The organism is Lacrimispora sp. (genome assembly GCF_046972725.1).
In the GTDB taxonomy this organism is placed as follows: Bacteria; Bacillota; Clostridia; order Lachnospirales; family Lachnospiraceae; genus Lacrimispora.
In genome coordinates this window covers 46,769-59,829 of sequence record NZ_JBKVXF010000005.1, presented here as the reverse complement: position 1 = coordinate 59,829, position 13,061 = coordinate 46,769, and the positions used below count along the sequence as shown (strand labels likewise).

The 13,061-nt window shown below is 44.7% G+C and carries 15 protein-coding genes; 8 read left to right on the top strand and 7 right to left on the bottom strand.

Going from position 1 to position 13,061, the window contains the following annotated elements:
- Positions 1-4: 4 nt before the first annotated feature.
- From ACLTWA_RS15930 to ACLTWA_RS15905, 6 genes are all read right to left on the bottom strand, one after another.
- Positions 5-712, bottom strand: a complete 708-nt coding sequence (locus tag ACLTWA_RS15930; RefSeq protein ID WP_412328884.1) for a LytR/AlgR family response regulator transcription factor — start codon at positions 710-712, stop codon at positions 5-7.
- 129 nt (positions 713-841) lie between these two features.
- Positions 842-1,378: a rubrerythrin gene (gene rbr, locus ACLTWA_RS15925; protein ID WP_412328883.1), complete on the bottom strand. Its 537-nt coding sequence runs from the start codon at positions 1,376-1,378 to the stop codon at positions 842-844.
- 44 nt (positions 1,379-1,422) lie between these two features.
- Positions 1,423-1,965 (bottom strand): NADH peroxidase, encoded by a 543-nt coding sequence (locus ACLTWA_RS15920; RefSeq protein ID WP_412328882.1) that lies wholly within the window; start codon positions 1,963-1,965, stop codon positions 1,423-1,425.
- A gap of 110 nt (positions 1,966-2,075) precedes the next feature.
- Positions 2,076-2,468, bottom strand: coding sequence for a transcriptional repressor (locus ACLTWA_RS15915; RefSeq protein ID WP_412328881.1), 393 nt, complete (start codon positions 2,466-2,468; stop codon positions 2,076-2,078).
- A gap of 97 nt (positions 2,469-2,565) precedes the next feature.
- On the bottom strand, positions 2,566-3,504 hold the full coding sequence (locus ACLTWA_RS15910; protein ID WP_412328880.1) for a LysR family transcriptional regulator: 939 nt from the start codon (positions 3,502-3,504) through the stop codon (positions 2,566-2,568).
- Complete coding sequence (locus tag ACLTWA_RS15905) at positions 3,501-4,226, bottom strand: phosphatase (protein WP_412328879.1); 726 nt, start codon at positions 4,224-4,226, stop codon at positions 3,501-3,503. The genes ACLTWA_RS15910 and ACLTWA_RS15905 overlap by 4 nt, the downstream gene beginning before the upstream one ends.
- A 180-nt stretch (positions 4,227-4,406) precedes the next feature.
- On the opposite strand from ACLTWA_RS15905, the gene ACLTWA_RS15900 reads away from it, so the two are divergent.
- The 8 genes from ACLTWA_RS15900 to ACLTWA_RS15865 all read left to right on the top strand — a co-directional run bounded on the left by ACLTWA_RS15900 (position 4,407) and on the right by ACLTWA_RS15865 (position 12,509).
- Positions 4,407-5,339: a S1 RNA-binding domain-containing protein gene (locus tag ACLTWA_RS15900; RefSeq protein WP_412328878.1), complete on the top strand. Its 933-nt coding sequence runs from the start codon at positions 4,407-4,409 to the stop codon at positions 5,337-5,339.
- Between the two features lie 130 nt (positions 5,340-5,469).
- Entirely contained in the window at positions 5,470-6,144 is a 675-nt protein-coding gene (locus ACLTWA_RS15895) for a GTP pyrophosphokinase family protein (protein ID WP_412328877.1), read from the top strand.
- Between the two features lie 24 nt (positions 6,145-6,168).
- The gene (locus ACLTWA_RS15890; RefSeq protein ID WP_412328876.1) at positions 6,169-7,968 is read left to right on the top strand and encodes a glycerophosphodiester phosphodiesterase; all 1,800 of its coding nucleotides are present in this window, start codon (positions 6,169-6,171) and stop codon (positions 7,966-7,968) included.
- A 14-nt stretch (positions 7,969-7,982) separates the two neighbouring features.
- Complete coding sequence (gene dtd / locus ACLTWA_RS15885; protein WP_412328875.1) at positions 7,983-8,432, top strand: D-aminoacyl-tRNA deacylase; 450 nt, start codon at positions 7,983-7,985, stop codon at positions 8,430-8,432.
- A gap of 44 nt (positions 8,433-8,476) precedes the next feature.
- Complete coding sequence (locus tag ACLTWA_RS15880) at positions 8,477-9,886, top strand: aminopeptidase (protein ID WP_412328874.1); 1,410 nt, start codon at positions 8,477-8,479, stop codon at positions 9,884-9,886.
- A 123-nt stretch (positions 9,887-10,009) separates the two neighbouring features.
- Complete coding sequence (gene tig, locus ACLTWA_RS15875; RefSeq protein ID WP_412328873.1) at positions 10,010-11,104, top strand: trigger factor; 1,095 nt, start codon at positions 10,010-10,012, stop codon at positions 11,102-11,104.
- A 26-nt stretch (positions 11,105-11,130) separates the two neighbouring features.
- The gene (locus ACLTWA_RS15870; protein WP_412328872.1) at positions 11,131-11,715 is read left to right on the top strand and encodes a xanthine phosphoribosyltransferase; all 585 of its coding nucleotides are present in this window, start codon (positions 11,131-11,133) and stop codon (positions 11,713-11,715) included.
- Positions 11,712-12,509, top strand: a complete 798-nt coding sequence (locus ACLTWA_RS15865; RefSeq protein WP_412328871.1) for an HAD family hydrolase — start codon at positions 11,712-11,714, stop codon at positions 12,507-12,509. Before ACLTWA_RS15870 ends, ACLTWA_RS15865 begins: the two co-directional genes overlap by 4 nt.
- Before the next feature lie 91 nt (positions 12,510-12,600).
- On the opposite strand, the gene ACLTWA_RS15860 is transcribed toward ACLTWA_RS15865, so the two are convergent.
- Positions 12,601-13,059 carry a hypothetical protein gene (locus ACLTWA_RS15860; protein ID WP_412328870.1) on the bottom strand — a complete coding sequence of 153 codons (459 nt, stop codon included), beginning with the start codon at positions 13,057-13,059 and terminating at the stop codon, positions 12,601-12,603.
- Between the last annotated feature and the right edge of the window lie 2 nt (positions 13,060-13,061).

Here is a 13,061-nt window from a genome sequence, read left to right as displayed (position 1 = left end):
TTATTCAACCTCCCAGATAATCGGTCAGGCAGTCCATAAATGGTCTTTTCCGGGCACGGCTGACCGGTACCTTATGGCCGGAGGAGAGGAGCACATGACTTTGAAGAATACCGGTTACATGCATAAGGCTTACCAGATATGCATTGTGGCATTTGGCAAATCCATAGGTCTTTAGTGTTTCTTCCATCCGTTTCATGGGTCCCGGTGTGATATAGCTTCCTTTTTCCGTATGGATTAAAAGATGGTGAAGCTGGCTTTCAATATAATAGACAGACTCCAGATTGATGCGCATGGTACCGCCGTCCACATCGATGGTTATGTAGTGTGTTTCCTGCCTTTTTTCCGTTTTTCGGATAGCTTTATTTAATATCTGGGAAAAGGAAAGATAGGGCACCGGCTTCAGCACATAACCCAGGGCATCGACCATGTAGCCTTCTAAGGCAAACTGAGAAGAGGATGTAATAAAGATAAGAATCACCTCTTCATCAAATTCCCGGATTTTTTCTGCCGTTTTCATTCCGTTTAGGTGCTTCATCTGAATATCCAAAAGTATGATATCATAGACAGACGTATAATCAGAAATAATGTCAAGGCCGTCGGAGAAGATCTCAATCCGGAAGTTTAAGCCGTGCTCCGTTTCGTATCGGTTTAGATAGCTTTTCAGCGTTTGTACGTATTCCTGTTCATCCTCTACAATTGCAATTCGAATCATGGTTCTGTCCCCGATCAATTATGGTTCTTTCATTTGACATAAGTATACCATGATACTGGAAAAAAACCAAGATATGAGGCAGCCCATAAAAAAAGCCGGTCCAGGATAATCCCAGACCGGTTTCTTTCTTTAGTAGTTTTCAACTTTTCTTTCAAAATAGGCTTTCGGGTGTGCACAGGTAGGACAGATCTCCGGAGCGTCAGGTCCCTCGTGGATGTAACCGCAGTTGCGGCACTTCCAGCCAAGAGGAGCATCCCCCTTAAAGGTCTTGTCATTCTTTAAACTTTCCAGAAGCTTTAAGTAGCGCTTTTCATGGGCTGCTTCGACCTTTCCCACGAATTCGAATTTGAATGCCAGCTCTTCAAATCCTTCTTCTCTGGCCTCTGCTGCCATGCGTTTATACATGTCGGTCCACTCGTAGTTTTCCCCTTCTGCAGCAGCAGCCAGGTTTTCCTCCATGGTACCGATGCCGTGAAGCTCTTTGAACCACATCTTGGCATGCTCTTTTTCCTGATCAGCTGTTTCTAAATATAAAGAAGCCATCTGCTCATAGCCCGCCTTCTTAGCAGCTGAGGCGAAAAAGGTATACTTGTTTCTTGCCATTGATTCTCCGGCAAAAGCATCTTTTAAGTTCTGTTCTGTTTTTGTTCCCGCATATTTTGACATCTTGAACCCTCCTGTTTTAACTCCTGTTGATCTATGGTATTCTATTAACCAAAGTATCTATCCAATAAGCCCTTGAATGCTCTGCCGTGACGAGCCTCATCTTTTGCCATCTCATGAACGGTATCATGGATTGCATCTAAATTTAAAGCCTTTGCACGCTTTGCAAGATCGAACTTACCGGCAGTCGCGCCGTTTTCAGCGTCAACTCTCATTTCAAGGTTTTTCTTTGTGCTGGATGTTACACATTCACCAAGTAATTCTGCGAATTTTGCAGCATGCTCTGCCTCTTCAAAAGCAGCTTTCTCATAGTATAATCCAATCTCCGGATATCCTTCTCTATGAGCCGCTCTAGACATGGCAAGATACATTCCGACCTCAGAGCACTCTCCTTCAAAGTTTGCTCTTAAATCCTTCATGATATCTTCCGGGGAACCCTGAGCAACACCAATCTCATGCTCGCAGGCCCAGGTCATCTCTCCTTCCTGTAATTTGAACTTTTCAGAACCAGCTTTACAGATTGGGCAGAATTCCGGAGCTGCCTCTCCTTCGTGAACATAACCGCATACAGTACAAACCCATTTCTTCATGATCTCATGTCTCCTTTATTTTAAAATTTAATTATCTGTGGAATACTATTAATAATAGTAATTGTTACTGATATTAATTTAGCACAACTTTTTTCTTATGTCAAGTCTTATTAAGAATTTTTTCTCAAACAATGTTTGCATGTACCATAGAAGAAGATCGTGTGACTGTCCACCTGCCCCTCCGCATGTTCCTGAGCCAGATGATTGATTTCTTCCATAGAATCTAAGCGCATATCGCAGACCTGCCCGCATGATTTGCATACAAAGTGATAGTGGGGTGATGTGTCGGCATCAAAGTGGTCTGCTCCGTCTCCGCAGGTCAGCTTCTGGATCTCACCGAGTTCTACAAGAAGATTTAGATTCCGGTAAACGGTGCCAAGGCTGATGTTCGGGTATTCTTCGCGGATGGACGTGTATAGAGCGTCGGCAGTAGGGTGATCATGCCTTGCCATCAAACAAGCTTTGATTGATTCCCGCTGACGGCTATACTTTAATGTTTTCATGGCCGCTCCCTTTCTATAAACGATAATTATATTAGTAATTGTTACTATTTAATAATAGTAGATTCCTATCGCTTTGTCAATGTATAGTTAAAAATCATCAGATGTTTTCCCTGGCAATGCGTATGAACTCTTTGGTGGCCTGGGATAAGTATCTGCCTTTGTGGCATCCAAAGGCCAGAACTCCATGACTTCGGTTGTAATTCAGGGAAAAAAAGTTAAGCCCTGTTTTTTTCATGCTCCCATCTTCGGAACTTGTATAACCGGAAGCAAACATTCTTGGATAAAATGTGATTCCCATTCCCTTAGCCGCAAGGGCCAGCACCGTTTCAATATTTTCTGTCTCAAGAAGAATTGCAGGGCTTAGCTGGGCGTCTTCAAAAATCTCATCAGCGATGGTGCGTACCCGGTTCCCCTTATGGATGAGCAGGTAAGGGCAGTCCTTTAACAGCTGTATGTCAGGATTTAGTTTCAGCTCTCTTTTTATATCCTCCTGCTTTCCGGGAAAATGGGTATCCAGGATCTGGTCCGGGACTACAAGCAGAATCTCCTCTTCACAAATCGGGATAGTTTCCACGTTTTCAGCCTTAAAGGGCAGAAGATCGATCATCAGGTCGATTTCTCCATGGATCAAAGCAGTGCTGAGTTCTGAAGAATTGCCTTCCACCAGATGAAGTTCAATATTGGGAAATTTCTCCCGGTAGGCAGGAAGAATGGCAGGAAGCAGAAAACGTCCCCTGGTATGGGAGATACCGATGGACAGCTGTCCTATGGTAAAATCCTTGATATCCGCCAGTTCCCGGTAGGTCTCATCTTTTAAATCCAGAAGCTGTTTGGCGCGGTGCTTTAAGGACCGGCCGGCATACGTTAAGGTAAGGGGCATGGTACGGTTAAAGAGCTGAACACCAAATTCCTTCTCCATATTGGAAATATGATTGCTTAAGGACTGCTGGGAGATATAAAGCCGCTTGGCAGCCCTGGTAATATTAAGCTCCTCGGCAACTGCAAGAAAGTACTCAAGATTTAAGAAGTTGATCATAAATAAGCCTCCAGCTTTGGAATAAAGGGAAGAAGCCGCTCCATGGAACTGTTTACAATCAGTTCTTCGGGAAAGTCCATTTCTTTGATCAGCGCCCAGGCTCTTTCGTGATTTCCCACATCTGCTTCCACATGGGCATCGCTGTTAATAATGATGCTGGTTTTGTAATGCCTGCACCGCTCCAGAAGGACCTTGTAATTTTCCTCTGCATTCTGTCTGGCACTCAATGGATGAAGGGAACTGGAATTCACCTCCAAAAGCGTGTGATTTTCTGCAGCCGCAGCCGCCAGTGTATCATAGTCAACAGGAAAACGGCCGTCATCGGGGTGGCCGATGATGTGAATGCAAGGATTCTCGGTGGCCCCCACATAAGCGCTGGTATTTTGAGAAACCGTTCCGCTTTTAAAACAAGGCTCGTGAAGGCTTGCAATACCATAATCCAGTCGTTCCAAAAGTCCTTTCCTTAAATCCACGCTTCCTTTATAATCCGTTATATTTAACTCTGATCCCATCAGAATGTTAATCCCAAACAGTTTTCTCGGTATGACCTTAAAATTTATAAAATAAAACTCATGGCAGGTCCCCGGCATCTTTGGAGCATGATCCGTGGAACCAAAAAGAGCAAGTCCTTTCTCAGAAGCAGATTTTGCCATTTCATATAAGGTGTTGTATGCATGTCCGCTGGCAATGGTATGGGTATGCAGATCCATGATGTCTTTCATTTTCTTGTCCTTTCTCTATGAGCACCCGGCAGGTGTATGTCCTTTTTCGGGATAAAACCCATTTGACTCAAATATATCACATTTTTCCTTAGAAAACTATAGAAATATCAATCTGAATGTGTTAAATATATAGATAGATTTTACGCAGAAACAAGCATTTTATGAATGGAGGAAATTCGTATGAGTGAGGAATTGAAGGAAGCCGGATTGGTGGAAGAAAACGTGGAGACAATGGACGACTACAAGGATGAACTGGAAGCGTCCTTCAAACGTGTAAAAAAGGGTGATGTGGTGACCGGAACGGTTGTCCACGTAACGGAAGACATGGTTTTGCTGGACTTAAAATATTTTGCACAGGGAGTCATCCAAAAAGAAGACATTAACGGGGACCCTGATTTCCACCTGCTTCAGGAAATCCATCAGGGAGATGAGATCACTGCCACGGTGTTAAGCCCTGATGACGGGGAAGGCAATGTGCTTTTATCAGCCAAGCTGTTGGGTGACCAGAAGGCATGGGAGAAGCTGAATGCCCTGCGGGAGGACAGAACCGTTGTGAACGCTAAAATCACAGAAATCGTAAAAGGCGGAGCGGTTGCTTATTTAGAGGGAATCCGCGGCTTTATCCCTGCGTCAAAGCTGGCGGCAGGATATGTGGAACATTTAGAGGAATACAATGGAAAGACCATTGAAGTAACAGTAATTACTGCTGACGAAGAAAATAAAAAGCTGATTCTTTCCGGTAAGGAACCGGCGCTTTTAAAGCTGAAGGAAGAGAAGAACCAAAAAATTGCAAAATGCCAGGCAGGAGCTGTTATGGAAGGTACGGTTGACAGCTTAAAGGATTACGGCGCATTCATCAATCTGGAAAACGGTCTTACAGGGCTTCTCCATATCTCCCAGATCAGCAGCCAGAGAATCAAGCATCCGGGTGTGGTGTTAAAGGAAGGCCAGAAGGTAAAAGTAAAGATATTATCCACAGCGGATAATAAGATCAGCTTAAGTATGAAGGCCCTTGAGGAAGAGGAAGAGCTGACAGAAGAAGTCTTTGATTATCAGGAGACCGGCAGTGCGTCCACAGGTCTTTCCTCTTTATTAAAAGGATTAAAATTTTAAAAAGTGGGGAAAAACAATATAAAAGATCAGGTTTCTATGATATAATGTCTATGATGAGCAGGGGCTTCCGGCGACGGGTTGCCCCTGTCTCATATACCCGGATAAAGGGTAAGGAGAGGGGGAATGAGGAATGAATGTTCCCAGTTCATTTAACCAGGTCGACCAGTGGAAATCAGTGATGTTTTTGTATGACTCAGCATTAAAGGAAATCAGTACAAAGATTGAAATACTCAATAATGAGTTTCTCCATATTTACAATTACAATCCGATTGAGCACGTCAAGTCAAGACTTAAGACACCTGACAGTATCGTAAAGAAGCTAAAACGCTACGGCTTTGAAGTGACCATCGACAATATGGTGGAGAAGCTGAGTGATATCGCCGGTATAAGGATCATCTGTTCCTTTACCTCGGATATCTACCAGATCGCCCAGATGATCACAAAGCAGAGTGATGTTACGGTGCTCTATGTAAAGGATTATATTAAGAGTCCCAAACCCAACGGATATAAAAGCTATCATATGGTAGTGACCATACCCATTTATTTAACCGATGGGCCGGTGGATACCAAGGTGGAAGTTCAGATCAGGACCGTTGCCATGGATTTTTGGGCAAGCCTGGAGCATAAAATATATTATAAATTTGAAGGCAATGCTCCGGCTTATCTGCAGCAGGAGTTAAAAGCCTGTGCGGACGTAGTGAATATGCTGGACGCAAAGATGTTTTCCTTAAATCAGTCCATCCTGGAACTCAGTGAAGCAAACCGGCAGGAGGCTGGCGGAGAAGAAGGAACTCATGATTCATAACTCCGCAATAAAGAAGGTCGTTCTATGAGCACATTAACAAAAGACACTTTAGAGATTCTTAAGTTTAACCGGAAGAATACTTTTGTTTTTGCATTTTTATTTCGTCTGGTTACAACCACGCTGTATCTGTTTGCATTAGACAAGGGCCTTTTATTCGCTCTTCATATGGCCGGATACAGTTATCTGACAGGTGCCAATATCGGTGATTTCCTGATGAAGCCCTGGACACTTCTTACGGCAGCGGCGCTGATCGTTATGGGGATTTTGATTCTCGTATTTGAAACCGGCTGCTTTCTGACACTTTATCAGGGAAGTTTTTATACCAGAAAACTAAAACCGTTAGAGATATTGACCGGAGGTTTTTTAAAACTCTGGGATGAGGTAAGAAAAAAGAACTGGCGTCTGGCTCTTTTCATTCTTGCCAGCTATGCTCTTGCCAATTTATATATTATTTACCGGGTGTTTACACATGTAAAGCCCTTGAATTTTGTCATGTCACAGGTGCTTTTACAGCCGTGGGGAAAAGTGTGCCTGGTTTTGCTGGTGCTTTTAATCCTTGCGATGGTGGTTCCTGGGCTTTATACGTTCCATACCTGTATGGTGGAGCAGAAGAACTTCCGGGATGGTTATCTTCGGAGCTGGTGGCTTTTGAGGCGGCGGATCGTGAAGGTGGTCGCTTTGCTGGCTCTTTATTATGGTGCATTTGTGGTGCTTTTAAGGCTGGTATACGCCTTCTGTGTGCTGGTGACTGCCGTAGGCGTGACGCTGTTTACGGATAACCGGCTGGCGCTGGCCTTACTGCCTGCGGCCTGCGGAAGAATCGAGTTTGTGCTTTTGTTTTTGAGCAGCATGTTTCTTGCCATTGGAAGTTACGGAGCCTTGAGCGTCCAGTACTTCCAGTTCAGCAGCAAGCGCCTGAAAAAAGCCGGGAATGCTTTGGTCTCCGGCACCAGGCCAACCACTCTCAGGATTGCGGCGGTATCCATAACGGCTGTGGCAGCCTTCAGTTTATTTACCCTTTTTAATGTGGTCTACAACGGTTCTGCCATTACCGAAGGCATCTTAAGCAACATAAAGATCACCGCACACCGGGGCAGTTCCATGGAAGCGCCGGAAAACACCATGGCCTCCATTAAAAAGGCGGTGGAGGACCTGGCAGACTATGTGGAAATCGACGTCCAGGAAACCAGTGACGGTGTGGTGGTGCTGGGGCATGATGTGACCTTAAAGCGTGTGGCCGGGGTAAACAGGACCATAAGCTCCTATACTCTTGAAGAACTGAAGCAGTTAGATGTAGGGAGCTGGTTTTCTAAGGAGTTTCAGGAAGAGAGAGTCCCGTCTCTGGAAGAGGTCATGAGTTACTGCAAAGGAAAGATCAATATTAATATTGAGATCAAAAATGCAGGAAGTGACAGTCTCCTGCCGGAAAAGGTAGCGCTGCTCATTGAAAAGTACCAGATGCATGAGCAGTGTGTGGTCACGTCCACCCGGTTTTCTTATCTTACAAGAATAAAGAAGCTTGATGATAAGATCCGGACCGGGTATATCCTTTCCGCCGCATACGGCAATTATTATTCCAGTGACGACATCGATTTCATCAGCCTCCGGTCCAGCTTTGTCAGTGAAAAGCTGGTGGAGGCCGCCCATTTAAAGGGCAAGGCCGTACACGCCTGGACGGTGAACAGCAAAAGTGAGATGGAGCGGATGAAGATGCTTAACGTGGACAATATCATCACGGATTATCCGGTTCTTACCAGAGAGATCGTGTACCGGGAAGAGGCCACGGAGAATCTTTTGGAATATTTAAGACTGGTGTTAAAGTAGACAGGAGAAGAGGAATGAGAGTTGTTTTACAGCGGGTAGCTCATGCCGGAGTTGCCGTAGACGGACAGACGGTGGGGGCCATTGGAAAAGGTCTGCTGCTGCTGATCGGTGTGGCGGATTCCGACACGGAAGCCATTGCCCAAAAGATGGCGGATAAAATATGCAGGTTAAGGATTTTTGAAGATGAAAACGGTAAGACGAACCTTTCTCTTTCTGACGTGGAGGGAGAGATTCTGGCGGTCAGCCAGTTTACCCTTTATGCGGACTGCAAAAAGGGAAACCGCCCAAGTTTTATCAAAGCAGGAGAGCCAAAGCTCGCCCAAACACTGTATGAGTATATGACGGAACGGCTGAAAGTCCATGGCTGCCGGGTGGAAAAGGGAATCTTCGGTGCGGATATGAAGGTGGAGCTTTTAAATGACGGGCCGTTTACTCTGGTACTTGACAGCGATGATATCTGCTGACGGCCGCACACATAGACAGATACAGGGCACAGCCCTTTGAGAAAATGGAGGAATTAACAGTGGAGAAAACGAAAGGACAGTTATTACAGGAGGAATTGACATTTAAGTTCCCTCATGTGGGAAAGGAAGCCCCAGAGCAGAAAGAAGAAGCTGAGATGTTCTGCGAGGGCTATAAGACATTCCTGGATAATGGAAAGACAGAAAGAGAATGCGTAAGAGAAGCGGTAGCCATGCTTGAGATGCAGGGCTATGTTCCTTTTACCGCAGGAACCAGCTACAAGACCGGAGATAAGGTGTATTATGTAAATCGGGGCAAGGCGATCATTGCCACCACATTCGGCAAGGAAAGCGTGGAGAAAGGTGTTCGTATCAACGGAGCGCACATCGATTCCCCAAGACTTGATTTAAAGCCGAATCCGGTTTATGAAAAGAATGACCTGGCTTACTTTAAGACCCATTATTACGGCGGAATCCGCAAATACCAGTGGGCAACCATTCCGTTGGCCATGCATGGTGTCATCATTAAGAAAAATGGAGAGATTGTGGAAGTAAACATCGGGGAAAAGGAAGGGGATCCGGTTCTTTGCATCACAGACCTGCTTCCTCATCTGGCAGGCGACCAGAATGAGAGAAAATTAAAGGACGGGATCAAAGGCGAAGAACTGAATGTAGTCATCGGTTCCGTTCCCTATGTTGATGATGCGGATATCAAGGACCCGGTTAAGCTTCTGGCTTTAAAGCTGCTTCATGACCGCTACGGCATAACGGAAGCTGACTTTTTACGTGCGGAGATCGAACTGGTACCGGCTCAGAAAGCCTGCGACGTTGGTTTTGACCGCAGCATGATCGGCGCTTACGGTCAGGATGACAGAGTTTGTGCATATACCGCATTGATGGCAGAGATCGATGCTGTCTGCCCTCAGTTCACAACTGTGACGATTCTTGCGGATAAAGAAGAAATCGGTTCTGATGGCAATACCGGATTAAACTCTGATTTTGTTCTTCACTATATTGAGGACCTGGCAGCTATGGCCGGAGTGGAGGTAAGAACAGTTCTCCGTAATTCCATGTGCTTATCCTCTGATGTAAATGCAGCCTATGATCCCACCTTTTCCCAGGCGTATGAAGAACGGAATTCCTGCTTTATGAACAAAGGCTGTGTTATAACCAAGTATACCGGCTTAAGAGGAAAAGGCGGCTCCAATGATGCCAGTGCGGAGCTGCTTGCAAAGGTCATCGCCATGATGGAAAAGGAAGGTGTGTACTGGCAGATCGGAGAGCTCGGTGCGGTTGACCAGGGAGGCGGCGGCACCATTGCCAAATTCGTGGCAGCCATGGACGTGGATGTGGTGGATTTAGGAGTGCCCATTCTTTCCATGCATGCGCCCTTTGAACTGTCGGCCAAGCTTGACGTATATAATACATACAAGGCTTTCCGGGCATTTTATAAATAATAACGGAATTTTGAAATTTTTGTTAATTTCGGGAAAACGCTTTTTTTCGTCAGTCCTATATGGTATAACTGTCAGGAAGCGGTTTCCTGTTAAACATTAAAAAGAAAGAAAAAGGATTGTATAATGAAGAAAATTTTTAAAGTTTGTATGTGCGGTCTGATTGCCGCCGCCCTTATTTCCGGCTGTTCAAAAAAAGACGTAAAAGAGACCACCGGAGCAGAAGCAGAAGCGACTGAATCCTCCGCCCAGGAAACAGTGGCGGTGAAAGATCTGACGGATATTGACAACGGCAAGGTAACGCTTGGAAAGTACAAAGGAATTGAAGTGACGAAAGAAAAAGTAGAAGTCACTGACGAAGAGATCAAACAGGCCATTGACAGTGACCTTTCTGCCAATACGAAAAAAGTAGATGTGGACCGTGCCGTACAGGACGGTGATGTAGTAAATATTGATTATGTTGGAACCAAGGATGGCGTTGCTTTTGAGGGCGGTACGGCGAAAGGAACAGACTTGACCATTGGCTCCAATCAGTTTATCGATGGATTTGAAGACGGGCTGATCGGTGCAAAAAAGGGAGACAAGGTGTCCTTGAACCTTACCTTTCCGGAGCAGTACCAGAATGCAGATCTTGCAGGAAAGCCGGTAGTATTTGAGGTAACTGTCAATGCGGTGCAGGAAAAGCAGATTCCGGAATTGAATGATGCATTTGTTCAGGAAAACACAAGCTTTAAGACCGTTGATGAGTATAAAGAAGATAAGAAACAGACCCTTCTGGCCAGCAAGAATGAGCAGGCAGAGCAGAAAGTAAAGAATGACATTTATACTGCCATTGCAGACGCATCGAAGGTAGAGCCGAATCAGGAAGCCATTGATGCCAATTTTGATAACATGATTGCAAAATATACCAACCAGGCAGCTACTTATGGAATGGATTTTGCTACCTTTGTGGGAGCATTTACCGGAATGAAGGAAGAAGATTTTAAGGCTGCAGCAAAGGCTCAGGCAGAAGAAGCGGTAAAACAGAGACTGGTAGTCTATGCGATCGCTGAAAAAGAGAATATTACTGTAAGCGATGATGACCGCAAGAAGGTTGCAGAGGACCTGGGTTATGAAAGTGCTGAAAAGCTGCTTGAAACAGAAAGCAAGTTTGATGTTGATGATTATATTATCAATAACAAGGTCATGGATTTCCTTACAGCCAATGCAGTAATCAAATAATATTCTTACGACAGGGGGAAACCTTTATGCAGCTTTTAAAGGACAGAATACGGAGGGACGGCAAGATCAAGTCCGGTGATGTTTTGAAAGTGGACAGTTTTTTGAATCACCAGATGGATATTAAGCTGTTTGTTGAAATCGGAAAAGAGTTTAAAAGGCGCTTTGCTGGATATGAAGTCAATAAAATCTTAACCATCGAGGCCTCCGGAATCGGAATCGCCTGTATTGTTGCGCAGTATTTTGATGTGCCTGTGGTATTTGCCAAGAAATCCAAGACAAAAAATATTGCAGGAGATGTTTACACCACCCAGGTAGAATCCTTTACCCATGGGAAGACGTATGATGTGATGGTTTCCAGAGAATTTCTCGGAGCCGGGGACAAGGTTCTTCTGATTGATGATTTTCTGGCCAATGGAAAAGCCCTGGAAGGCCTGGCTGCCATTGTAAAGGATTCCGGCGCAGAGTTAGTCGGTGCCGGGATCGTCATTGAAAAAGGGTTCCAGCCTGGAGGCGACCGCTTAAGAGCAGAAGGAATCAAAGTGGAGTCTCTGGCAATTGTGGAAAGTATGGATGAAACTACGGGTACCATTTGTTTTCGAGGTGACCGATGAGTAAAGGACGTAAGGCGCTGTTTTTTGATATAGACGGCACACTGTTTTCCGAGATTAACCGGAATGTGCCGGACAGCGCAAAAGAAGCAATTTTAAAAGCCCGGAAAAACGGGCATCTGGCATTTATTAATACCGGCCGGGCTTACAGTCTGGTCGGTCCTGTTCGGCGTATGGTTGATGTGGATGGATATTGCTGTGGATGCGGAACCCGGGTGGTGGCAGGAGAAAAGGTTTTATTTTCCACCACAATCCCCCGGAAAAAGGGCATGGAAATAAAAAAGATCATTACGGATCATAAGTTTGACGGAGTGCTGGAAGGAACGGAAAGCTGTTATTTCCGGAAAGAAATCTCCTGGATGCCTCAAGTGGAACGCATGAAGGACCAGATGAGAGAAAACGGTGTGATCTCACCTTACGGTTGGGATGAGGACTGTTATGATTTTGATAAATTCTGTGTGTTTGGTGATGAAAACAGTGATATGAAGGGGTTTTCCAAGGCGCTTGGAGAAGACTTTGAAATCATTGACCGGGGAGGCGGATTTTATGAGTGCGTCCCCGCCGGACATTCCAAAGCAACCGGAATTGAACGGGTGATGAAGCATTATGGAATTGAATTGGAGGATGTCTATGTGTTCGGAGACAGCACCAATGATCTTTCCATGTTTCAGTTCGCTAAGAATTGCGTGCTTATGGGACATCATAGCGTGGAGCTGGAACCTTATGCTACATTTTTTACGAAGAACGTAGAAGATGACGGGGTTGCTTATGCGATGAAAGAACTGGGGCTTGTATAGAATCGTAAAAAACAGAGGAATGGAGTTCGAAGCTGAGATGTTGGCTGCCGGACTTCTCCTCTGTTTTTTATTGATCAATACTTACCCGTGCTTATTGGGAAAGGTGGTTGAACGAATCCTCATCCAAGTGAATTGTTTCTTTTTGCTCACAGAGAGACAGCATATATTGTAAAAATTGATCTCTGTGTTTATCTCTTTCAAAATAATATTGACTTGCTTTGGGGTCGTAATGAAATGTAATCTTTGTATTGACTGCAGGCTTATATTCAATCATTGAATCAGCCAGACATACAAGATCATCTTTTAAATCACGATCGGTTATTTCTCCGTCTAAAGTTAAAACAAGTGCTGATATTAAGTTCCTGTCATCATCCCATTCTGCCTCCGAAGCGTAATAATTTGGGTACAGTGAAGGAAAATCTCTCATTAATTCTCCTGGGCGATGATGATCTTCAAATAAAAGCAATGCAATATCCCTTGATTTGTGTTCCACTGCAAAAATCATTATGTTTTTGAGATTCACTTCCAGTTTTAATATATAATTAACCATAA